At 63.5% G+C, this 21,959-nt stretch carries 25 protein-coding genes; 24 read left to right on the forward strand and 1 reads right to left on the reverse strand.

Annotated elements, in window-relative coordinates:
- Positions 1-10: 10 nt before the first annotated feature.
- From flhF to ACEUCR_RS11270, 23 genes are all read left to right on the forward strand, one after another.
- Positions 11-1,438: a flagellar biosynthesis protein FlhF gene (gene flhF, locus ACEUCR_RS11160; RefSeq protein WP_041993987.1), complete on the forward strand. Its 1,428-nt coding sequence runs from the start codon at positions 11-13 to the stop codon at positions 1,436-1,438.
- A complete protein-coding gene (locus tag ACEUCR_RS11165; RefSeq protein ID WP_041993984.1) occupies positions 1,431-2,315 on the forward strand; it encodes a MinD/ParA family protein in 885 nt (294 codons plus the stop codon). The genes flhF and ACEUCR_RS11165 overlap by 8 nt, the downstream gene beginning before the upstream one ends.
- Positions 2,308-3,024 carry an RNA polymerase sigma factor FliA gene (locus ACEUCR_RS11170; protein WP_041993981.1) on the forward strand — a complete coding sequence of 239 codons (717 nt, stop codon included), beginning with the start codon at positions 2,308-2,310 and terminating at the stop codon, positions 3,022-3,024. The genes ACEUCR_RS11165 and ACEUCR_RS11170 overlap by 8 nt, the downstream gene beginning before the upstream one ends.
- A 122-nt stretch (positions 3,025-3,146) precedes the next feature.
- On the forward strand, positions 3,147-3,518 hold the full coding sequence (cheY, locus tag ACEUCR_RS11175) for a chemotaxis response regulator CheY (protein WP_425320766.1): 372 nt from the start codon (positions 3,147-3,149) through the stop codon (positions 3,516-3,518).
- 10 nt (positions 3,519-3,528) lie between these two features.
- On the forward strand, positions 3,529-4,269 hold the full coding sequence (locus tag ACEUCR_RS11180; RefSeq protein WP_111872850.1) for a protein phosphatase CheZ: 741 nt from the start codon (positions 3,529-3,531) through the stop codon (positions 4,267-4,269).
- 148 nt (positions 4,270-4,417) lie between these two features.
- Positions 4,418-6,604, forward strand: a complete 2,187-nt coding sequence (locus ACEUCR_RS11185) for a chemotaxis protein CheA (RefSeq protein WP_408790163.1) — start codon at positions 4,418-4,420, stop codon at positions 6,602-6,604.
- 32 nt (positions 6,605-6,636) lie between these two features.
- The gene (locus tag ACEUCR_RS11190) at positions 6,637-7,764 is read left to right on the forward strand and encodes a protein-glutamate methylesterase/protein-glutamine glutaminase (RefSeq protein ID WP_408790166.1); all 1,128 of its coding nucleotides are present in this window, start codon (positions 6,637-6,639) and stop codon (positions 7,762-7,764) included.
- Entirely contained in the window at positions 7,765-8,502 is a 738-nt protein-coding gene (locus tag ACEUCR_RS11195; RefSeq protein WP_041993967.1) for a flagellar motor protein, read from the forward strand.
- 2 nt (positions 8,503-8,504) lie between these two features.
- Positions 8,505-9,422 carry an OmpA family protein gene (locus tag ACEUCR_RS11200; protein WP_408790169.1) on the forward strand — a complete coding sequence of 306 codons (918 nt, stop codon included), beginning with the start codon at positions 8,505-8,507 and terminating at the stop codon, positions 9,420-9,422.
- 4 nt (positions 9,423-9,426) lie between these two features.
- The gene (locus ACEUCR_RS11205; protein WP_111872854.1) at positions 9,427-10,221 is read left to right on the forward strand and encodes a ParA family protein; all 795 of its coding nucleotides are present in this window, start codon (positions 9,427-9,429) and stop codon (positions 10,219-10,221) included.
- Positions 10,218-11,117 carry a chemotaxis protein CheW gene (locus ACEUCR_RS11210; RefSeq protein WP_408790171.1) on the forward strand — a complete coding sequence of 300 codons (900 nt, stop codon included), beginning with the start codon at positions 10,218-10,220 and terminating at the stop codon, positions 11,115-11,117. The genes ACEUCR_RS11205 and ACEUCR_RS11210 overlap by 4 nt, the downstream gene beginning before the upstream one ends.
- 47 nt (positions 11,118-11,164) lie before the next feature.
- Positions 11,165-11,653 carry a chemotaxis protein CheW gene (locus tag ACEUCR_RS11215; protein WP_041993956.1) on the forward strand — a complete coding sequence of 163 codons (489 nt, stop codon included), beginning with the start codon at positions 11,165-11,167 and terminating at the stop codon, positions 11,651-11,653.
- Between the two features lie 102 nt (positions 11,654-11,755).
- On the forward strand, positions 11,756-12,142 hold the full coding sequence (locus ACEUCR_RS11220) for a DUF2802 domain-containing protein (RefSeq protein ID WP_084205269.1): 387 nt from the start codon (positions 11,756-11,758) through the stop codon (positions 12,140-12,142).
- 192 nt (positions 12,143-12,334) lie between these two features.
- Entirely contained in the window at positions 12,335-12,979 is a 645-nt protein-coding gene (ccmA, locus tag ACEUCR_RS11225) for a cytochrome c biogenesis heme-transporting ATPase CcmA (protein ID WP_111872856.1), read from the forward strand.
- Positions 12,973-13,641 carry a heme exporter protein CcmB gene (gene ccmB / locus ACEUCR_RS11230; RefSeq protein ID WP_041993947.1) on the forward strand — a complete coding sequence of 223 codons (669 nt, stop codon included), beginning with the start codon at positions 12,973-12,975 and terminating at the stop codon, positions 13,639-13,641. The genes ccmA and ccmB overlap by 7 nt, the downstream gene beginning before the upstream one ends.
- Before the next feature lie 229 nt (positions 13,642-13,870).
- The gene (locus ACEUCR_RS11235; RefSeq protein ID WP_041993945.1) at positions 13,871-14,611 is read left to right on the forward strand and encodes a heme ABC transporter permease; all 741 of its coding nucleotides are present in this window, start codon (positions 13,871-13,873) and stop codon (positions 14,609-14,611) included.
- Between the two features lies 1 nt (position 14,612).
- Positions 14,613-14,819, forward strand: coding sequence for a heme exporter protein CcmD (ccmD, locus tag ACEUCR_RS11240; RefSeq protein WP_408790174.1), 207 nt, complete (start codon positions 14,613-14,615; stop codon positions 14,817-14,819).
- Positions 14,820-14,865: 46 nt separating this feature from the next.
- Entirely contained in the window at positions 14,866-15,360 is a 495-nt protein-coding gene (ccmE, locus tag ACEUCR_RS11245) for a cytochrome c maturation protein CcmE (protein ID WP_041993939.1), read from the forward strand.
- 55 nt (positions 15,361-15,415) lie between these two features.
- Positions 15,416-17,371, forward strand: a complete 1,956-nt coding sequence (locus ACEUCR_RS11250; protein ID WP_111872857.1) for a heme lyase CcmF/NrfE family subunit — start codon at positions 15,416-15,418, stop codon at positions 17,369-17,371.
- Positions 17,368-17,898, forward strand: coding sequence for a DsbE family thiol:disulfide interchange protein (locus ACEUCR_RS11255; protein WP_111872858.1), 531 nt, complete (start codon positions 17,368-17,370; stop codon positions 17,896-17,898). Before ACEUCR_RS11250 ends, ACEUCR_RS11255 begins: the two co-directional genes overlap by 4 nt.
- A complete protein-coding gene (locus tag ACEUCR_RS11260; RefSeq protein ID WP_111873053.1) occupies positions 17,898-18,377 on the forward strand; it encodes a cytochrome c-type biogenesis protein in 480 nt (159 codons plus the stop codon). The genes ACEUCR_RS11255 and ACEUCR_RS11260 overlap by 1 nt, the downstream gene beginning before the upstream one ends.
- Positions 18,374-19,621, forward strand: a complete 1,248-nt coding sequence (gene ccmI / locus ACEUCR_RS11265) for a c-type cytochrome biogenesis protein CcmI (protein ID WP_408774468.1) — start codon at positions 18,374-18,376, stop codon at positions 19,619-19,621. Before ACEUCR_RS11260 ends, ccmI begins: the two co-directional genes overlap by 4 nt.
- An 84-nt stretch (positions 19,622-19,705) precedes the next feature.
- Positions 19,706-20,530, forward strand: coding sequence for an MlaA family lipoprotein (locus tag ACEUCR_RS11270; RefSeq protein ID WP_408790177.1), 825 nt, complete (start codon positions 19,706-19,708; stop codon positions 20,528-20,530).
- Between the two features lie 120 nt (positions 20,531-20,650).
- On the opposite strand, the gene sodB is transcribed toward ACEUCR_RS11270, so the two are convergent.
- Positions 20,651-21,235 (reverse strand): superoxide dismutase [Fe], encoded by a 585-nt coding sequence (gene sodB / locus ACEUCR_RS11275; RefSeq protein WP_041993924.1) that lies wholly within the window; start codon positions 21,233-21,235, stop codon positions 20,651-20,653.
- Between the two features lie 307 nt (positions 21,236-21,542).
- Between sodB and ACEUCR_RS11280 the strand changes: the two genes are divergently transcribed.
- On the forward strand, positions 21,543-21,884 hold the full coding sequence (locus tag ACEUCR_RS11280; protein ID WP_041993920.1) for a Grx4 family monothiol glutaredoxin: 342 nt from the start codon (positions 21,543-21,545) through the stop codon (positions 21,882-21,884).
- Positions 21,885-21,959: the final 75 nt, after the last annotated feature.

The following is a 21,959-nucleotide window of genomic DNA, read 5'->3' on the forward strand; positions in this document are numbered from 1 at the left end:
GAGATGACGGGTGAAGATTAAGCGGTTTTTTGCCAAGGATATGCGCACGGCCCTGGCCGAGGTCAAAGAGACTCTCGGGCCGGACGCCGTCATCATGTCCAACAAAAAGGTCACGGGCGGGGTCGAGATCGTCGCCGCCATCGACTACCAATCCCAGGTCACGGTACCGAGGGATGTGCCGGTTCGCCGCCAGTTGAACGAAGAGAGCGTCAATATTTCGTCTGCGGCGCGTCAGGTGGCGCGACCGGCAAGTGGACGCGGCGAGGCGCCCACCGGCGGCCAGAGCCGCAATGAGCAGTATGCCGATACCCTGGCCGCCCTGCTGGCCCGTCAGCAGCAGCTGGCTCCGAACCAGTCGAGCGGACTGGGGGCAGGGCGCCCGGCGCCCCAGGCGGCCGAGGCGCCCCGTACCCTGGCGGAACAGGGTAACTGGGCCGCCCCGCAGCCGGCCAAGCCGAGGGCCAGACCCGCGCCGGCGCGGGCACCCCAGCCCCAGCGCGACCAGGAGATGGAAGGGATGCGCCAGGAGATGGCCTCCATCCGCAAGCTGCTGGAGCACCAGATCTCCGGCCTGATGTGGCAGGAGGTGGAACGTCGCGAGCCGATGCGGGCCCTGCTCATCAAGGAGCTCAAGAAGATAGGGTTCGATGACGCCTTCGCCGATCAGCTGGCGGGTCTCATCCCGGAAGAGATGTCCATTCATCAGGCCCTGGCCCAGCTGGCCGAGGTGCTGACCGCCCAGCTTAAGGTGAGCGAGGACGAGATCCTGCGCCAGGGGGGCGCGGTGGCGCTGCTCGGGCCGACCGGGGTGGGCAAGACCACCACCATCGCCAAGCTGGCGGCCCGTTTTGCCATGAAATATGGCGCCGAGCAGGTGGCGCTCATCACCACGGACAACTACCGGATCGGCGCCCACGAACAGCTGCAAACCTATGGGCGCATCATGGGTTGCCCGGTGCGCCAGGTGCGCGATGCCGAAGAGCTGGCCAGTGCCCTCTATCAATTCCGCCACCGCCGCCTGGTATTGATCGATACCGCCGGCATGGGGCAGCGGGATGTCAGGCTGACCGAGCAGCTCGACACCCTGGTCAAGAGTGCCAAGGTGCAGATCCGCAGCTACCTGGTGATGTCGGCGACATCCCAGCGCCGGGTCATGCAGGAGGCCATGGATCACTTTCGTCGCATTCCCCTCTCCGGCTGCATCCTCACCAAGCTGGACGAGAGCATCAATCTGGGGGAAGTGATCAATGTGTGCATCCAGAATGCGTTGCCCATCAGCTACATCACAGATGGTCAGCGGGTTCCGGAAGATATTCAGATAGCCAACGCAGCCCAGCTCGTCGGCGCGGCCATGGGGTCGCTGGACCGGGAGAGCGAAGAGCCCTATTTCTGGGGCGCTGGGTTTGGTGAGGGCGAGGATTTAGATTCTTATGAGTAACATACCTATGGATCAGGCGAGTGGTCTGCGCAAAATGCGTTCAAATAACCGAGTGAAAGTGATCGCCGTCTCCGGTGGCAAGGGGGGCGTCGGCAAGACCAACGTCACCCTGAACGTGGCCGGTGCCATGGCGGCCCAGGGCAAGCGGGTGATGGTGCTGGATGCCGACCTGGGGCTGGCCAACGTCGACGTCATGCTGGGACTGAGGGTGCACCGCAACCTCTCCCACGTGCTGGCGGGGGAGTGCACCCTGGACGACATCATCGTCGAGGGGCCCTACGGCATGATGATAGTGCCGGCCACCTCGGGCACCCAGTCCATGGTCGAGCTGTCGCCGGCCCAGCACGTGGGGCTGATCCGCGCCTTCAGCGAGATGAAGACCCAGGTCGACATCCTGCTGGTGGACACGGCCGCCGGCATCTCCGACATGGTGCTGAGCTTTACCCGCGCCGCCCAGGACATCATGGTGGTGGTGTGCGACGAGCCCACCTCCATCACGGATGCCTACGCCCTCATCAAGATCCTCTCCAAGGATCACGGCGTGTTCCGCTTCAAGGTGGTGGCGAACATGGTGCGTTCCCTGCGAGAAGGGCAGGAGCTCTATGCCAAGCTGACCCGGGTGACCGACCGTTTCCTCGATACCTCCCTCGAGCTGGTCGCCTGCATTCCCTATGACACCAACTTGCGTGCCGCGGTGCGCAAGCAGAAACTGATCGTCGAGGCCTTCCCCAAGTCGCCTGCCGCCTTGGCGTTCCGCGCCCTGGCCAACAAGGCGGCCAGCTGGCCCATCCCGCACCAGCCGGGCGGTCACCTGGAGTTCTTCCTGGAAAATCTGCTGCAAAAACCGGCCATCACAGAGGAAGGATCTCGTGAATAAAGCCCAAGCCTACCTGCGTCATCAGGATGCCTATGTGCTGGTGGAGCGCCACGCTCCGCTGGTGAAACGGATCGCCCAGCATCTGTTGGCTCGTTTGCCGAGCAGTGTCTTGCTGGATGACCTGATCCAGGCAGGTATGATTGGGCTGCTCGAGGCCTCTCGCAACTTCGATGGCAGCAAGGGGGCCAGTTTCGAGACCTATGCCGGCATCCGCATTCGCGGTGCCATGCTCGACGAGATCCGCCGTGGCGACTGGGTGCCCCGTTCGGTTCACCGCAACAGCCGCACCATAGCGGATGCCATCGAGAACGTGGAGCAGGCCCATGGCCGCGATGCCCGCGACACCGAGGTGGCCGCCTACATGGGGGTGGGCCTTGGCGAGTATCACGCCATGCTGCAGGATGTCTCCTGCGGCAAGATCATCGGCATCGAGGATCTGGGGGTGAGTGAAGACGTCATCGGCGGGCCCGAGGCGGGCAACAACCTCGGTTTCGACGAGCTGGCGGCGGAACGCTTCCAGGCGGCCCTGGCCGAGAACATAGGCCGGCTGCCGGAGCGGGAAGCCCTGGTGCTCTCCCTCTACTACGACGAAGAGTTGAACCTGCGCGAGATTGGTGAAGTATTGAACGTAAGTGAGTCTCGGGTGAGCCAGATCCACAGCCAGGCGATGCACAGATTGCGTGCTCGCCTGCGAGATTGGCACGCATAAGCGAGTCATGGCTACACTGGCCCCCGACTCTCAGGCATAATCCGCACCCTGCAACCTGCGCTAACGCATCATATGAGTGAGCCGCCCTGGCGGCTATCTAGGAGGAAAATTTGGACAAGAACATGAAAATCCTCATCGTCGATGACTTCTCGACAATGCGCCGGATTATCAAGAACTTGCTGCGCGATCTCGGCTTCAATAACACCCATGAGGCGGACGATGGCAACACGGCGCTGCCCATGCTCAAGAATGGCGACTACCAGTTCGTGGTCACCGACTGGAACATGCCCGGCATGCAGGGCATCGACCTGCTCAAGGCGATCCGTCTCGACGACAAGCTCAAGCACCTGCCGGTGCTGATGGTCACCGCCGAAGCCAAGCGCGAGCAGATCATCGAAGCGGCCCAGGCCGGCGTCAACGGTTACATCGTCAAGCCGTTCACCGCCGCCACCCTCAAAGAGAAACTCGACAAGATCTTCGAGCGGATCGGCTAAGGGGCCCGCCATGACGGCCAAAACGAGTGCCATTATCTCCCTCGAGCAGGCGAGAAGGCTGGTCGCCCACCTGGAACAGGGCGAGTTCGAGTCGGCCGACGATCTGCTCGCCGACATCTGCGCCCCCAATGCGGCGGCCCTGTTCGACAAGGTCGGCCAGCTGACCCGTCAGTTGCATGACTCCCTGCGTGACTTCCAGCTCGACCCCAGGCTGCCCTCCCTCGCCAATGAGGAGATCCCCGATGCCCGCGAGCGGCTCAACTATGTCATCGACATGACGGACAAGGCGGCCAATCGCACCATGGATGCCGTCGAGGCCAGCCTGCCCATCGCCGATCGCCTCAATGACAATATCCAGTTGGTACTGCCGAACTGGCAGGCCCTGATGTCGCGGGAACTCGGCCTGGGGCAGTTCAAGGCGCTCTGCCATCAACTGGATGATTTTATTAAGGCTTCCGAATCCGATGCCGATAAATTACGACAACTGCTGACCGATATCCTGATGGCTCAGGATTTCCAGGATTTGACCGGCCAAATGATCCGCCGGGTGATCACCCTGGTGCAGGAGGTCGAGACCAAGCTGATCGAGATGCTGACCATGTTCGGGGACGCCTCGGCCGAACCGAGTGCCCCCAAGGCCGCCATCAAGGGTATTGAAGCGGAAGGGCCCATCATGAATCCGCATACCCGCAGCGACGTGGTCAACGGTCAGGATGATGTGGACGATCTGCTGTCCAGCCTCGGATTTTAACGGTCTGCCGCCCGGGCTCGCGCTCGATGAGATAAGTGGTTCCGTCGTGCCGCCGCGCCCGCTGCGAGACGGGCAGACAGCCTCTGCCCAGGGCCCCTGTGACAGGGACGGATCAGTTGTTCAACCCCGGATTCTAATGGAGTGACGAATGGCCTTCGAAGTTGATGAAGACATACTGCAAGACTTTCTGGTCGAAGCATCCGAAATTTTGGAACAGTTGTCTGAACAACTGGTCGAACTCGAGAAGCGCCCCGACGACAAGAACCTGCTCAACGCCATCTTTCGCGGTTTTCACACCGTCAAGGGGGGCGCCGGCTTCCTGTCGCTGACCGAGCTGGTGGACGTCTGCCATGGGGCCGAGAACCTGTTCGACATGTTGCGCAACGGCAAGCGAACCCTCAGCGCCGAGCTGATGGACGTGATCCTGCAGGCCCTCGATGCCATCAATGTCATGTTCGCCCAGGTCCAGAACCGTGAGCCGATCAGCGCCGCCGCCCCCGAGCTGCTGCACGATCTCCATGAGCTGTGCAAGCCCCAGGGGGAGGAGCAGCTGCTGAGCGTTTCCAGCACCAGTCCGGAGCCCGTGGTCGCCCCCGAACCCGAGCCCGAGAGCGCCCCTGCGCCCCTGGCCGGCAATGGCGGCACCATAGACGAGATCTCCGACGACGAGTTCGAGCGCCTGCTCGACGAACTGCACGGGGCCGGCGGCGCGCCGACCCAGGCCGCGCCTTCTCCCGCCCCGGCCCCCGCCGCCAGTGGCGACATCACGGACGACGAATTCGAAGCCCTGCTCGACCAGCTCCATGGTCAGGGCCAGCATCTGGGGGCTCCGGCGCCCAACCCGCTGCAGTCGGTGCAAAGCGAAGTGGATGCCCTCATCGATGATGACGAGTTCGAGCGCCTGCTCGACGAGCTCCATGGCCGTGGCCAGGGCCCCGCCGTCACCATGAAGTCGGCGGCGCCGGCCACCCCGGCATCGGCCCCGACTCCGACGCCAGCCGAGCCGGTGGTCGCCAAGGCGGCGCAACCATCGTCTCCCGCCGCCCCGGCCCCTCTGGCTGGCAAGATTGCCGCCCAGCCCTCGTCTCCTGCCGCTTCGGCTCCCGTGGCCGGCAAGGCCGCACCCAAGCCCGCTGCGCCCGAGAACGCCGCCGCCGCCGTCCAGAGCGACAGCACGGTGCGGGTCGACACCAAGACCCTGGACGTCATCATGAACATGGTGGGCGAGCTGGTGCTGGTGCGTAACCGCCTGGTGAGCCTCGGCATCGCCAGCAACGACGAAGAGATGTCCAAGGCGGTCGCCAACCTGGATGTGGTGACGGCGGATCTGCAAGGGGCGGTCATGAAGACCCGGATGCAGCCCATCAAGAAGGTGTTTGGCCGCTTCCCCCGGGTGGTGCGCGACCTCGCCCGCAGCCTGAAAAAAGAGATTGAACTGGTCATGGTGGGGGAGGAGACCGACCTTGACAAGAACCTAGTAGAGGCCCTGGCCGATCCCCTGGTTCACCTGGTGCGCAACTCCTGCGACCACGGCGTCGAGATGCCGGACGTGCGGGAGAAGGCGGGCAAGCCCCGTCAGGGCACCATCACCCTGAGTGCCTCCCAGCAGGGGGATCACATACTGCTCTGCATCGAGGATGACGGCGCCGGCATGGATCCGGAGAAGCTCAAGTCCATCGCCATCAGCCGTGGCGTACTCGATGCCGACAGCGCGGCGCGCATGAGCGACAACGATGCCTACAACCTGATCTTTGCTCCCGGCTTCTCGACCAAGTCAGAGATCTCCGATATCTCCGGCCGTGGCGTCGGGATGGATGTGGTGAAGACCAGCATCGTCAGCCTCAATGGCTCGGTGCACATCGATTCCACCTTCGGCAAGGGCACCCGCCTCGAGATCAAGGTGCCGCTGACCCTGGCCATCTTGCCGACCCTGATGGTCGAAGTGGGGGAGCAGACCTTCGCGCTGCCGCTCGGCTGCGTCAACGAGATCTTCCACCTGGACCTGAAGAAAGCCAATGTGGTGGACGGCCAGCTCACCATCATAGTGCGGGACAAGGCGATCCCCCTGTTCTACCTGCACAAGTGGCTGATGCGCGGCGCCAGACGCCAGGGCAATCAGGAGTCGGGTCATGTGGTCATCGTCCAGATCGGGACCCAGCAGGTCGGCTTCGTGGTCGACAATCTCATCGGGCAGGAAGAGGTGGTGATCAAGCCGCTGGACAACCTGCTCCAGGGCACGCCGGGCATGGCGGGCGCCACCATCACCAGTGATGGCGGCATCGCGCTCATTCTCGATGTTCCCAGTCTGCTCAAGGCCTATGCGCGCAGACAATAATCCTTCGGGTCCAAGGAGTTAGAAAAATAACAATGGCAGTCAAGGTATTAGTCGTCGACGATTCGAGCTTCTTCCGCCGCCGGGTCAGCGAGATCATCAATCAGGATCCCCAGCTGACCGTCATCGACACGGCCCAGAACGGCCGTGAGGCGGTGGACAAGGCCATCGCCCTGCGCCCCGATGTCATCACCATGGACATAGAGATGCCCGTGCTCGATGGCATCAGTGCGGTGCGGGAGATCATGGCCAAGTGCCCCACCCCCATACTGATGTTCTCCTCCCTGACCCATGAGGGAGCGCGCTCCACCCTGGATGCCCTGGACGCCGGGGCCCTGGACTTTTTACCCAAGAAATTCGAAGACATCGCCCGTGACAAGGACGAGGCGGTGCGCCTGTTGCAGCAGCGGGTCAAGGAGATAGCCCGCAAGCGCTTCCTGATGTCCGCCCGCCCGCAACCGGTGGCGAGCGCCCCCGTCGCCAAGGCGGCGTCCGGGGCCGCCTCCCTGCGCGAGCGTCCCCTGCTGGCCGAACGACCCGCGCTGGCGGAGCGGCCTCAGCCTGTCGCCAGCTTCAAGCGCAGCGGCAAGAGCTATCAGCTGGTGGCCATCGGCACCTCCACAGGCGGCCCGGTGGCACTGCAAAACGTGCTGACCAAGCTGCCCCTGGATTTCCCCCATCCGATCCTGCTGATCCAGCACATGCCGGCCACCTTCACTGCCGCCTTTGCGGCTCGCCTCAATGGCCTGTGTCAGATCGGGGTCAAGGAGGCGCAGGATGGCGACGTGCTCAAGCCCGGTCACGCCTATCTGGCGCCGGGGGGCAAGCAGATGCTGCTGGAGGGACGCGGCGCCGGCGCCCGTCTTCGCATCATCGACGGCAACGACAAGGTCAACTACAAGCCCTGTGTCGACATCACCTTCGCCTCTGCCGCCAAGACCTATGGCGACAAGGTGCTGGCCATCGTGCTGACCGGCATGGGGGCCGATGGCCGTGACGGGGCTCGCCTGCTCAAGGAGCAGGGGGCCACCATCTGGGCTCAGGACGAGGCCTCCTGCGTGGTCTACGGCATGCCCCAGGCGGTCGCCAAGGCGGGCATCGCCTCCGAATCCCTGCCTCTGGACAGGGTCGCCCAGCGCATTCTGGTCGAGTTGGGCCGCTAGATGGGATGGCTCGGTCTCCTGCTGGCCCTGGTGGCCATCGCCCTCGCCCAGTGGTGGCATGGGGGCAGCTTGCAGACCCTGCTCGACGGCCCCGCCTTCCTCATCGTGGTGGGGGGGACCCTGGGGGCCGTCATATTGCAGACCCCGCGCCAATACCTGTTGCAGGCCTGTGCCCAGCTAGGCTGGGTGTTCAATCCCCCGGCCTGGGATCTGGCCCGTCAGGGGGAGCGGCTGCAACGCTGGGCCCAGCTGGCTCGCCAGCAGGGGCTGCTGGCCCTGGAGGAGTCGGCGGACGAGGAGACGGACCCCTTCACCCGCCAGGGGCTGGCCATGCTGGTGGACGGAGTGCCGGTGGAACAGATCCGCCAGCTGCTCGAGTCCGACATCGACCTCAGTCAGGAGCGCAACGAGCACGCGGCAAGGGTGTTCGAGGCCATGGGGGGCTATAGCCCGACCATCGGCATCATAGGGGCGGTGCTGGGCCTTATCCAGGCCATGTTCCACCTGGAGGATCCGGCGGCGCTCGGCGCCGGCATCGCGGTGGCCTTCGTGGCGACCATCTACGGGGTGGGCTTTGCCAACCTGATCTACCTGCCCCTGGGCAACAGACTGCGTGCCTTTCATTACCACTATGGCCTCTATCAGGAGATGACCCTGGAGGGGCTGCTGGCCATCGCCCATGGCGACAACAGCCTGCAGCTGGAGCGGCGGCTCAAGAGTTACCTCAAGGGGGAGTGAGCATGCGCAGGCGCTATCGTCTTCACCTGAGGGGCCATGAACAGCTGGACCGCTGGCTGGTCTCCTATGCCGATTACATGACCCTGATCTTCGCCCTGTTCGTGGTGCTCTATTCGGTGGCCATGGTCGACAAGGACAAGTACCGGGCGGTGATCGAGGGGATGACCCAGGCGTTCGAGGGGCGCCCCCTGCAAGGGGAGGAGCTGCTGGAGCGGGAAGGCCCCGCCATCCTGCCCCCGGCAGGGGCCTCGGGCAAGCCCCTGCTCGCCGAGGCCGCCCAGGCCCAGGCGAGCGCCCTGGCCCCCATCTCTGGGGTTCCCATCGCCCAGGAGGGAGAGCCCCTGGCCGAGCTGGACGATCGATTGCGCAAGGCGCTGGCCCCCTTGCAGGATGCCGGTCTCATCGACATCAAGCGGGACGAGGAGTGGCTCAATATCGCCCTGGATTCGGCGCTGCTGTTCTCGAGCGGCAGCGCCTTCATGGGGCCCAATGCCTCGCCCCTGCTCAATAGCCTCTCAAGTATTCTCAAACCGGTCGATAACTATGTGAGGGTGAGGGGCTATACCGATAACCAGCAGATCCATAATGAGATTTTCAGCTCCAACTGGGCGCTGTCTGCGGCCAGGGCAGAGGCGGTGCTCGGCGCCCTCATTGCCGAGGGCGTGCGGCCTGAGCGGCTGGCCTTCGAGGCGTATGGCGAGTTTTCCCCCTTCGCCAGCAATGAAACCGAGGCCGGCAGGGCCAAGAATCGTCAGGTGGTGGTCGCCATCTCCCGCCTGCGCTGGGTGGCCCCGGTCACCCCGGCCCCCGAGCCCGTCATGGCCAGGCGCGAAGCGGCGGCGCCTCGGCCGGACGCACAGGACATCAACGTCATTGCCTTACCGGGCGGCGGCATACGAATTACCACGAGACAGGATTAACACTGTGATTGTCTGGGCGGTTGCCAATCAAAAGGGTGGGGTAGGTAAAACCACCACAGTCGTCTCACTGGCCGGGATCCTCGCCCAGAAGGGGCACAGGGTGTTGCTGATCGACACGGATCCCCATGCCTCCCTCACCTCCTATTTCGACTATGACTCGGATCGGCTCGAGGGGACCCTCTACGAGCTGTTCCAGGCGGTCAAGCCCAGCGCCGAGCTGGTCAACAAGGTGACCCTCAAGACCCGGTTCGACAACATCAGCCTGCTGCCGGCCTCCATCACCCTCGCCACCCTGGACAGGGTCATGGGCAACCGGGAGGGGATGGGGTTGGTGCTCAAACGGGCGCTGCTGCGCATCCAGGACAGCTATGATTATGTGCTGATCGATTGTCCCCCCGTGCTCGGGGTCATGATGGTCAACGCCCTGGCCGCCTGCGATCGCATCCTGGTGCCGGTGCAGACCGAATTCCTGGCCCTGAAGGGGCTGGAGCGGATGATGAAGACCTTCGAGATCATGCAGCGTTCCAAGCGGGACAAGTTCCGCTTCACCGTGATCCCGACCATGTTTGACAAGCGGACCCGGGCCTCCCTGATGACGTTGCAGTCCATCAAGGAGCAGTATGGCGAGGCGGTGTGGAATGCCGTCATCCCCATCGACACCAAGTTTCGGGATGCCAGCCTGCAACACATGCCGCCCTCGATCTTTGCCCCCGGCAGCCGGGGTTGTTATGCCTATCAGACGTTATTGACCCACCTGGACGCCCTGGAGCGTAAACGGGTGCAGGAGGTGGTGGTATGAGTGAGATCACCCAGACCCGGGCGATGGATGACTATTTCCATTCCCTGCTGATCGATGATTTGTTGCAAGATGAGCTGCTGCAAGAGGAGGCGCCGACCCTGGTTCCGGCCCGTCAGCCCCTGGCGATCCGCCAGCGTGCTGTCCCCTATGCGGAGGTGGAGCCCGAGCGCAGGGCCCAGCTGAGCGAGCTGCTGGCCCAGGTGAGCAAGGTGCGGGTCGACATGGATGCCCTGGGCCAGGAGCCGCAGTGCGACGCCTTCGCCCTGGCGAGCGAGGTCAACCCAGTGCCGAGTGCGCTGGCGGCCGAGCCCGAACTCAGGGTGGAGATCGAGACTGAGACTGTGCTCCCCCAGGCGCAGGTCGAGGTGGCGGCGCCGCTCGCGCTTCCCGAGGTGCAGACCGCCAGCCTTGAGGCCGCCGTCGTCGCCCCGGCGCCGGAGGCCTGGCAGAATATCGAGGTGGGCAACGAGTTTCAGGCCCTCTTCTTCGAGGTGGCCGGGGTCACCTTCGCCGTGCCCCTGATGGAGCTTGGCGGCATTCATCAACTGGGGGAGGTCAGCGCCCTGTTTGGTCAGCCCAAGTGGTATCGTGGCATCATGACCCAGCGGGAGCAGCAGATGAGCGTGGTGGATACTGCCCTCTGGGTGATGCCGGATCAGGAGCTCGAGGTAACCGATTATCAATATCTGATCATGCTGGGTGAGTCCAACTGGGGACTGGCCTGCCACCACCTGAAAGGGACCGAACTGTTGCATCGGGATCAGGTCAAGTGGCGCCACCAGGAGGGCAAGCGCCCCTGGCTCGCCGGCATGGTCAAAGAGAAGATGTGTGCCCTGCTTCACGTCAGGGAGTTGCTGGTACTGCTGGCGCGGGGCGTCAATATCACAGGGCGCTGATCGCCACCCTTCGCCGGAACGAGACGTTTTCATACAAGGAACAAGACATGACAGAAAAGCGCAATATTGCCCAGAACCTGGCGGAAGACGAAGTGTTGCAGTGGGTCACCTTCCAGCTCGAGAACGAGACATATGGCATCAATGTGATGCAGGTGCAGGAGGTGTTGCGCTACACCGAGATAGCCCCTGTGCCCGGCGCGCCCGACTATGTGCTCGGCATCATCAACCTGCGCGGCAACGTGGTGACCGTCATCGACACCCGCTCCCGTTTCGGCCTGCCCGGCGGTGAGGTGAGCGAAAACTCCCGCATCGTCATCATAGAGGCGGAGAAGCAGGTGATCGGCATCATGGTCGACAGCGTGGCCGAGGTGGTTTACCTTCGTTCCTCCGAGATAGACGCGGCGCCCGCCGTGGGCACAGAGGAGAGCGCCAAGTTCATTCAGGGGGTCAGCAATCGCGATGGCCAACTGCTGATCCTGGTGGATCTCAACAAGCTGCTGTCAGACGAAGAGTGGGACGATATCGGCTCCCTCTAAGGCTGCGGCCAATGGATGAGGCCGGGTTTGCCCCTTTGCCGGGGCGATGCCGGCCCGTGCGCCGGGTTGAACCTGGCGCGAGCAGATGAGGATGACAGATTGATAGTTGAAGCGATTGCCTTGGGGTTGTCCCTGCTGGCGCTGGGGGTGGCACTGGCCGGATGGCGCCAGGCGCGCCGGGCGGGGCAGGAGTCCGAGGCGAAGGCGGCGGCCCTGCAGGGGCAGCTCGAGAGTCTGCGCAAGCAGATGATGGAGCTGCACAGCGGGGCCATCGGCATGGGCCAGCGACTGCAAGGGGTCGAGACCCTGGCGCAGCAGCTGGGGGATCGCCAGCAGGAGCTGACCCTGCAGGATCCGGATCGCCGGCTCTACAGCCGCGCCGCCAAGATGGTGGAGCTGGGAGCGGATCTGGACGAGGTGATGAACGAGTGCGAACTGCCAAAGGCGGAAGCCGAGTTGTTGATCTCATTGCGAAAGGGTCGACCCTGATCCCCGGGAAGGCTGCGGCCTTCCCGTTGCATTTTCCCTCCCATGACCCCTCGGCCGGCGCTTGCCGGCAACGGACGAGCCCGCAGCGGGATCTCTCCCACAAAACCGACGCCGGCTGCCCATCTTTGAAAAGACCCATTCCAATACTGTGTTAAGATGCAGGCCGCTCCTTTTTCATCTGAACCCGTCCCCATGCTGCTTGACGTTCACAATCTGAGCTGCGTGCGTGAAGATCGCACCCTGTTTGAGCACCTCTCCTTCTCCGTCTCCCCCGGCGATCTGCTGCAAATCGAGGGCCCGAACGGGGTGGGCAAGACCAGCCTGCTGCGTCTGCTCATCGGCCTCTCCCAGCCCTTTGCCGGCGAGGTACGCTGGAATGGCGAGAACATTCGCCACTGCCGCGACGACTACCATGATCAGTTGCTCTACCTGGGCCATCAACCCGGGGTCAAGGGGGGGCTCACCCCCCTCGAGAACCTCGGTTTCTACCAGAAGCTGCATCAGAGCGATGCCGACGGCGCGGATCTGTGGCAGATCCTGGCCCGGGTCGGGCTGGCCGGCTTCGAGGATTACCCCAGCGCCCAGCTCTCGGCGGGGCAGCAGCGGCGCGTGGCCCTGGCCCGGCTCTGGCTGAGCGAGCGTCCGGCACTCTGGGTGCTCGATGAACCCTTCACCGCCATCGACAAGCAGGGGGTCAAGGTGCTGGAGCGGCTGATGCTGGACCATGCCGATCGCGGCGGTATGGTGGTGCTCACCACCCACCAGGAGATGAGCCTGATGCAGGGGCGGATCAAGACCCTCTCCCTCGCGTCTCGCCCCATGGAGGCCGCATGCTGAACGCCGTGCTGACCCTGATCCGGCGCGAGCTGCTGATGGCGTTTCGCCAGCGGGCCGACATCCTCAATCCGCTCTGGTTCTTCCTCATCGTCATCACCCTCTTCCCCCTGGGGATAGGCCCAGAGCCCCAGCTGCTGGCGCGCATCGCCCCCGGCATCATCTGGGTGGCGGCCCTGCTGGCGGCCATGCTCTCCCTGGAGCGGCTGTTTCGGGATGATTTTGCCGACGGCGCCCTGGAGCAGATGATGCTGATGCCCCATCCCCTGGGCCTGCTGGCCCTGGCCAAGGTGACGGCCCACTGGCTGCTGACCGGGCTGCCCTTGTTGCTCATCTCGCCCCTCATCGCCGTGCTGCTCTCCCTGGACCTGAACACCTGGCTCGCCATGGCGGCGACCCTGGCCCTGGGCACCCCCATCCTCAGCCTGCTGGGGTCGATTGGTGTTGCCCTGACGGTGGCCCTGCGCAAGGGGGGCGTGCTGCTCAGCCTGCTCATACTGCCGCTCTATATCCCTGTGCTCATCTTCGCCACCTCGGCCATCGAGGCGGCGAGCATGGGGTTGCCCTACAGCGGCCAGCTCGCCATCCTGGGGGCCATGCTGGCGGGGGCCCTGACCATGACGCCGTTCGCCGTCTCGGCGGCGCTGCGGGTGAGTGTGAACTGACGGGGGTGAGGGAATATTGACCACCTTCGCCGTCCCTGTTCACCCTGGGTTGGCATTGGTCGGGGATAATGCGCGCGCCTGCCCGGCCCGACGCTGCCCTTTGCGGGCCAATAGGTTGCGATGGATCAAGGAGAGTGCCGCTTATTTCTTTCGGGGTATTTGCACGCCGGGAGCAGTGAGTAAGGTAGGCGGCGCCGACGATATCAATAACAGAAAGGTTTTGTGAGCTATGTGGAAATGGTTGCACCCCTATGCCAAACCGGAGCAGGCCTATCGCCTGGCGGGCCGGCTACTGCCCTGGTTTGCCGTGATCAGCCTGCTCGCCTTCATCATAGGCACCGTCTGGGGGTTGGCCTTCGCCCCCGCCGACTACCAGCAGGGTGACTCCTTCCGGATCATCTATCTCCATGTGCCCGCCGCCATTCTCTCCATGGGGGCCTACTCCACCATGGCCATCGCCGCCTTCATCGGCATGGTGTGGCAACTGCGCATGGCGGACATGACGGTGGCCGCCATCGCCCCGGTCGGCGCCGTGTTCACCTTCATCGCCCTGCTCACCGGCGCCGCCTGGGGCAAGCCCATGTGGGGCGCCTGGTGGGTATGGGATGCCAGGCTCACCTCCGAGCTCATTCTGCTGTTTCTCTACCTGGGGGTCATCGCCCTCTACAACGCCTTCAGCGACAAGGTGGTGGCGGGCCGCGCCGCCGGTATCCTGGCCCTGGTCGGCGTCATCAATCTGCCCATCATCCACTACTCGGTGGAGTGGTGGAACACCCTGCATCAGGGCGCCAGCATCACCAAGCTGGCCAAGCCCTCCATCGCCCCCAGCATGCTCTGGCCCCTGCTGGTGATGATAGTGGCGTTCGCCACCTTCCTCGGTGCCCTGACCCTGATGCGTTTTCGCAACGAATTGATCATGCGCGAGTGGCACAGACCCTGGGTCAAGGCCCTGGCCGAGCGGGAGCAATGACATGCACTTCTCTTCTTTGAGCGATTTTCTGGCTATGGGCGGTTACGGCTTCTATGTCTGGCTCTCCTTCGGCCTCTCCTGGCTCAGCCTCATCGGCATCATAGTGAGCACGCTCCTCAAGCGGCGCAGCCTGCTGGAGGAGCTGCGCAACAAGCAGGCTCGCGAGTCCCGCCGTCAGGCGGCCCGGCAGATGGAGAATACCCTGTGAGCCTCCCGGCCCCTTTCCCCGCCTCATCTTCGACGGAGATCCTGATATGAACCCGCGCCGCAAGAAGCGTCTGACCATCATACTGGCCATCAGCACCGGCGTTGCCGCCGCCATCGGCCTGATGCTCTATGCCCTGAGCCAGAACATAGACCTCTTCTACACCCCGGGGGAGCTGGTGCAGGGCAAGGGGCCCGACAAGGTCAAACCCGAGGAGGGCCAGCGGCTGCGCATCGGCGGCATGGTGGTGCCGGGCTCGGTCAAGCGGGACGCCCAGAGCCTGCGGGTCGCCTTCGATCTCATCGACGCCAGCGGCGAGCGGGTCACCGTCACCTATGACGGCATACTGCCGGATCTGTTTCGCGAGGGGCAGGGCATAGTGGCCCAGGGCACCCTGGAGGATGCCAGGACGGTGGCGGCGTTCGAGGTGCTCGCCAAGCACGACGAGAACTATATGCCGCCGGAAGTGGCCGATGCCCTCAAGGGGATGCAGCACTACAAGCCGGAATACACAGAGGCGCAGTTGCAGGGGAGCAAGTCATGATCCCGTCGTCCCAGTGTTCACCTCGTTTCACTCTGCCATCGAAAGGAAATAGTCAATGATCCCGGAACTGGGTCAGTTCTCTCTGATCCTGGCCTTCGCCACCTCGCTGCTGCTCGGCAGCTACCCCTTGATCGGCGCCAAGTGGGGACGCATTGGCATGATGCAGGCGGCCCGTCCGCTCGCCTATGCCCAGTTCCTGCTGCTGCTGCTCTCCTTCCTCTGCCTGACCTGGGCCTTCATCGACAACGACTTCACAGTGCAGTATGTGGCCACCAACTCCAACAGCCTGCTGCCGCTGCAATACCGCATTTCGGCGGTGTGGGGTGCCCATGAGGGCTCGCTGCTGCTCTGGGTGCTGACCCTGGGGGGCTGGACCGCGGCGGTGGCCCTGTTCAGCCGCAGCCTGCCGCTCGATGCGGTGGCGCGGGTGCTGGGGGTGCTCGGTCTCATCGCGGTGGGCTTCACCGCCTTCGTGCTGTTTACCTCGGATCCCTTCACCCGCACCCTGCCGTACTTCCCGGTGGATGGCCGTGACCTCAACCCCCTGTTGCAGGATCCGGGTCTCATCTTCCACCCCCCCATGCTCTACATGGGCTATGTGGGCTTCTCGGTGGCCTTCGCCTTTGCCATCGCCTCCCTGATGACGGGGCGTCTGGACGCCACCTGGGCGCGCTGGTCCCGCCCCTGGACCATGGCGGCCTGGGTCTTCCTGACCCTGGGAATCGTGCTCGGCTCCTGGTGGGCCTATTACGAGCTCGGCTGGGGTGGCTGGTGGTTCTGGGATCCGGTGGAAAACGCCTCCTTCATGCCCTGGCTGGCGGGCACGGCCCTGCTCCACTCCCTGGCGGTGAGCGAGAAGCGGGCCACCTTCAAGGCCTGGACAGTGCTGCTGGCGCTCTCGGCGTTTTCCCTGAGCCTGCTCGGTACCTTCCTGGTGCGCTCCGGGGTGCTGGTCTCGGTCCATGCGTTTGCCTCGGACCCGACCCGGGGCCTCTTCATCCTGGGCTTCCTGCTGGCGGTGATAGGCAGCTCCTTGCTGCTGTTTGCCTTCAAGGGTTCCCAGGTCAAGAGCCACGGCAAGCACGAGCTGTGGAGCAGGGAGACCCTGCTCCTTGGCAACAACGTCCTGCTGGTGGCGGGCCTGCTCGCCGTGCTGCTGGGCACCCTGCTGCCCCTGGTGCACAAGGAGCTGGGGCTGGGCAGCATCTCCATCGGTACCCCCTTCTTCAACCACATCTACAGCTGGCTCATCATCCCGTTTGCCGCCCTGCTGGGGCTGGGACCCCTGTTCCGCTGGCGCCGTCAGGCCCTGGGGGAGCTCAAGGGCAAGGTGATCCTCGCCCTGGTGCTGAGTCTGGCCGCCGCCCTGCTGCTACCCTGGCTCTTCGCCGAGGCGTTCAAGCCCTGGGCCGCGCTCGGCATCGGTCTTGGCAGCTGGATCATCATCACCAGCCTGCAGGAGACCTGGGTGCGGGCCACCCACAAGCACGGCTTCGCCACCGGGGTGCGCCGCCTTGGCAACAGCCACTGGGCCATGATCCTGGGGCACGTGGGGCTGGCGGTCAGCATCATAGGCATCGCCTGCACCCAGAACTACAGCATCGAGAAGGACCTGCGCATGCAGGCTGGCGATCGGGTGCACTTCGCCGATTACGAGTTCGTCTTCGCCGGCATCCAGGAGAAGAACGGCCCCAACTACGAAGGCTTCAAGGGCATATTGGAGGTCCATCGCGGCGGCAAGCAGGTGGCCCTGCTCAAGCCGGAGAAGCGCAACTATATCGTCAGTCGCATGCCGATGACGGAGGCGGCCATCGATGCCGGCTTCACCCGGGATCTCTATGCGGCGCTGGGGGAGCCTCTGGATAACGGTGCCTGGGCGGTCCGCATCTACTACAAGCCGTTCGTGCGCTGGATCTGGTTTGGCGGCGTCTTCATGGCCATCGGCGGCGTGCTCGCCATGCTGGACAAGCGCTATCGTTTCGGCCGTCGCGAGGAGGAGGCCAAGCCATGAGCAAGAAGACCTGGTTGTTTCTGATCCCCTTCATCATCTTCATGCTGGGGGCCCTGTTTCTGTTCAAGGGGCTCTATTCCGACCCTCGCAAGCTGGAGTCCGTGATGGTCGGCAAGGAGGTACCCCTGTTCACCCTGCAGGATCTGCAGGATCTCGACAAGCAGCATGACAGCAAGCTGTTCAAGGGGCGCCCCATGCTGCTCAACGTCTGGGCCACCTGGTGTCCCACCTGTTACGCCGAGCACACCTATCTCAAGGAGCTGGCGGGGCAGGGGGTGGCCATCGTCGGCATGAACTACAAGGACGAGCGCGACAAGGCCCTGAAATGGCTCGCCGAGCTGGGGGACCCCTATCAGGTCAACCTCTACGATCCGGACGGCATGCTGGGGCTGGATCTCGGGGTCTACGGCGCCCCCGAGACCTTCTTCATCGACTCCCGTGGCATCATTCGCTATCGCCACGTGGGGGACGTCAACCCCCAGGTGTGGCAGTCCACCCTCAAGCCCATCTATGAGGCGATGAAATGATGCGATCCACCCTGACTCCCCTGCTGCTGGCCCTGGCGCTGCTCACCCCTGCCTTGAGCCTGGCGGCCATCGACGTCTACCAGTTCGACAATGAACAGCAGGAGCAGACCTTTCGCGAGCTGACCCGCGAGCTGCGCTGCCCCAAGTGTCAGAACCAGGACATCGCCGACTCCAATGCGGGGCTGGCCAAGGATCTGCGGGACAAGACCTACCAGATGGTGCATCAGGGCAAGGAGAAGCAGGAGGTCATCGATTACATGGTGGCGCGCTACGGCAACTTCATCCTCTATGACCCGCCCATGATGGCCTCCACCCTGATCCTCTGGCTGGGTCCGCTCGGCGTGATAGTGATTGGCCTCGGGGTGATGCTGGCGCGGGCCCGCAAGGTGCCCAGGGCCAGACAGGCCGCCCCGCAAGGATTGAATGAGGAGGAGCGCAACCGTCTGGCGGCGCTGCTCAAAGAGGAAGAGAAACCATGATCGCATTCTGGATTGCCATCATTGCCCTGCTGGCACTGGTGAGCCTGACCCTGGCCCTGCCGCTGCTGCAAACGAGCAGCCATCACACCATCAGCCGCTCCGACCTCAACAAGGCGCTCTATCGCCAGCGGGTGCTGGAAATTGGCGAGGAGCGGGAGCAGGGGATCCTGGCCGAGGAGGGAGAGTCCCTGGTGGAGCTGCAGCGCAGCCTGCTCGACGACATCCCGGATGTGGAGCAGACCGCCCGCGCCGGGCGCAGCCTGCTCTGGATCCCCGGCGTTCTGGTATTGGTGGTGGTGAGCCTCGGGCTCTACGCCAAGCTCGGCGCCTGGCAGGAGGTGCAGCACTGGCAGTCGGTCAGTGCCCGCCTGCCCGAGCTCAGCAACCGCATCCTGATCGAGCGGGACAGCGAGGTGACCGAGCAGGATCTGCAGGAGTTCATGCTGGGGCTGCGTACCCGGCTTGCCGAGGAGCCGGGTGACTACCGCGGCTGGCTGTTGCTGGGGCGTCTGGCCCTGGATGGCAATGATCCCGACACGGCCCTCGGTGCCCTTGAGCGCGCCTACAAGATGGCGCCGGACAAACACCTGGTGACGGTACCCTATGCCCAGGCGCTGATGATGAGCGGCGACGAGGCCAAGGCCGATACCCTGTTGCAGCAGGCCATCGCCAGCGACCCCCAGGATCTGGAGGCGCGCTCCACCTATGCCTTCATGGCGCTGCAAAAAGAGGACTTCGAGACGGCCATCGCCCGCTGGCAGGCCATGCTGCCTCTGATGGAGAAGGGATCGAACCGCGAGGTGATGATCCAGCGCTCCATCGAGTATGCGCAGCAGCAGCTGGCCAAGCGTGCGCCGAGTGCGACCCGCGCTCAGGATGAAGCGGCACCGGCGGTGAAACCGGGTGAGTTTCCCCTCCATATCACACTGGCGCCCGGCATCCAGATGCCCAAGGATCCCTATCTGTTCGTGTTTGCCGTGGTGCCCAATGGCTCACCCATGCCGATCGCGGTCAAACGCATTCAGGATCCCAGGCTGCCGCTCACCCTCTCCCTCGGGGATGGGGATGCCATGATCGAAGGCAGCAAGCTGGGGGCCAATCCTGAGCTGCAGTTCAAGGCGCGGCTCTCCGAGGGGGGCAACGTCATGAACCGGGAGGGGGCCTTCGAAGGCTTATCGACCCCGGTATCAACAGCGACAATTCCGACAGTGCCGATTGACATCCGTATCGATCGCGCCCTCTAATAGTCATCTTTGCTCGGCCCCCATGGGGCCGAGCCGCTTATAATCATCACACTGTCCAAAGTGATTTTTTCAAGGTAAATCAGTATGCCAATACGATTTGGAGCCTGGATCCTGGCACTGCTGCTCGGTGGCTGCGCCGGCGGCCCTCCCAAACCGGGTCCAAAGAGCCTGGATCTGGGGCTCAGCAACCACAGCGCCCCCGGGGCAACCAGCACGGCCGATGATCCCCTGGATCCCTTCCAGGGCGTCAACCGCGCCATGTGGGCGGTCAACTTCGACGTGCTGGAGCCCTATGTCGCCCGTCCCGTGATCCACAGCTATGCGGACTATGTGCCGGACAGCGTCAAGGAGGGGGTAGACAACTTCGTCAACAACTTCGATGAGCCGAGCAGCATGGTCAACCACCTGATCAGTGGCGATCTGTCCGGTGCCGGCAACAACCTGGGCCGTTTCACTCTCAACACCACCCTGGGTCTGCTCGGCATCTTCGACGTGGCAAAGCACCTGGGGCTGGAGCGCAACATGCTGGAGATGAGCACCCTTATCGGCCGTGCCGACATCGGCGAGGGGGGCTATCTGATGTTCCCCGTCTATGGTCCCACCACCACCCGTGACTTGATTGGTGACACCATCGACACCCTCTACTTCCCCTATGCCCTGCTGACCTTCCCGATGAAGGTGGTGCACTGGGCCCTGGACGGAGTGGGGACTCGCTCCAAGCTCATCGATCAGGAGCGGGTGGTGGACAACTCCCTCGACCCCTACGCCTTCACCAAGGGTCTCTACCTGCAATACGATCAGAGCAAGATCGAGGGGCGTAACGTGCCGTTTGGCGATGGTGCCAGACCCCAGACCGGCCGTCAGGACGAGGGCAACCTGGATGAGTATCTGGACGAGATCGACCAGTGATTGTCCCCTTCATCCAGAAATAGAAAGAGGCGCCCGCGGGCGCCTCTTTCAGCTTAGGGTGCCGGCCTGCCATAACAAAACACCCCGCAGTGCGGGGTGTTGTCAGCAAGACTCGGCGACTCAGGCAGCCAGGTTCTTGGCCACGAATTCCCAGTTGACCAGGGCCCAGAAGGTTTCCATGTACTTGGGACGCAGGTTGCGGAAATCGATGTAGTAGGCGTGCTCCCACAGGTCGACGGTCAGCAGCGGCGTGGTACCGGCTTCGGTCAGCGGGCAGCCGGCGTTGGAGGTGTTGACGATGGCCAGGGAGCCGTCGGCTTTCTTCACCAACCAGGTCCAGCTGGAACCGAAGTTGCCGATGGCAGACTTGGTGAACGCATCCTTGAATTCGGCGAAGGAGCCGAATTGCTTGGCGATGGCGTCGGCCAGGGCGCCAGTCGGCTCGTTGCCACCGTTCGGGGAGAGGCAGTGCCAGTAGAAGGTGTGGTTCCAGATCTGGGCGGCGTTGTTGAAGATGCCGCCAGTGGAGGTCTTGATGATCTCTTCCAGAGACTTGCCTTCAAACTCGGTACCCGGCACCAGGTTGTTCAGGTTGACCACATAGGTGTTGTGGTGCTTGCCGTGGTGGTATTCCAGGGTTTCCTGGGAGATGTGCGGTTCCAGAGCATTGATTGCGTAGGGCAGAGCGGGAAGTTCGAAAGCCATTTTCTACTCTCCATTGGCTGGCCGTGCGAAAGCGACGGTTGCAAGACATTGCATCGGCTTTTCTCAGGCGAAAAGCATCATTTTACGTAATTGGGCAAGCGTCCTCGCATGACCAGGACGGGCGCCCAATGGGCCGAACGATTGTAACAGCATCAAAGATGGCGTCACAACTCTTGATTCTTGCCATGATCGAGATCAAATCGCCCGGTATTGAGGGAGAGATAAACAGCGGCTTTGCGGTTTGCCGGTTTGTGGTCGGCGGACTTTGCAGTAGAATGAGCGCCGAAATCGCTCTAGTGAGGCACCTATGGAAACTATTGAAAAGATTAAACAGCAGCTGGCCGAGAACCCCATCATTCTCTACATGAAAGGGTCCCCCAAGCTTCCGAGCTGCGGTTTCTCTGCCCAGGCCTCCCAGGCCATGATGTCCTGCGGCGAGCCGTTCGCCTATGTGGACATCTTGCAGAACCCGGACATCCGCGCCGAGCTGCCCAAGTTTGCCAACTGGCCCACCTTCCCCCAACTGTGGGTCGAAGGCGAGCTGGTCGGCGGCTGTGACATCATGATCGAGATGTTCCAGGCGGGCGAGCTGCAGACCCTGATCAAGGAAGTGGCGGCGAAGCACAAGCAGGACGACGCGGCCGAATAAGGGAGACGATCCCTGGCGCGGCCGTCAGGCGGCGCAGTTTGCCAGCATAAAAAAGGAGGGGAGCCAGTGGCTCCC

This window comes from Aeromonas bivalvium, from assembly GCF_046078285.1.
In the GTDB taxonomy this organism is placed as follows: domain Bacteria; phylum Pseudomonadota; class Gammaproteobacteria; order Enterobacterales; family Aeromonadaceae; genus Aeromonas; species Aeromonas bivalvium.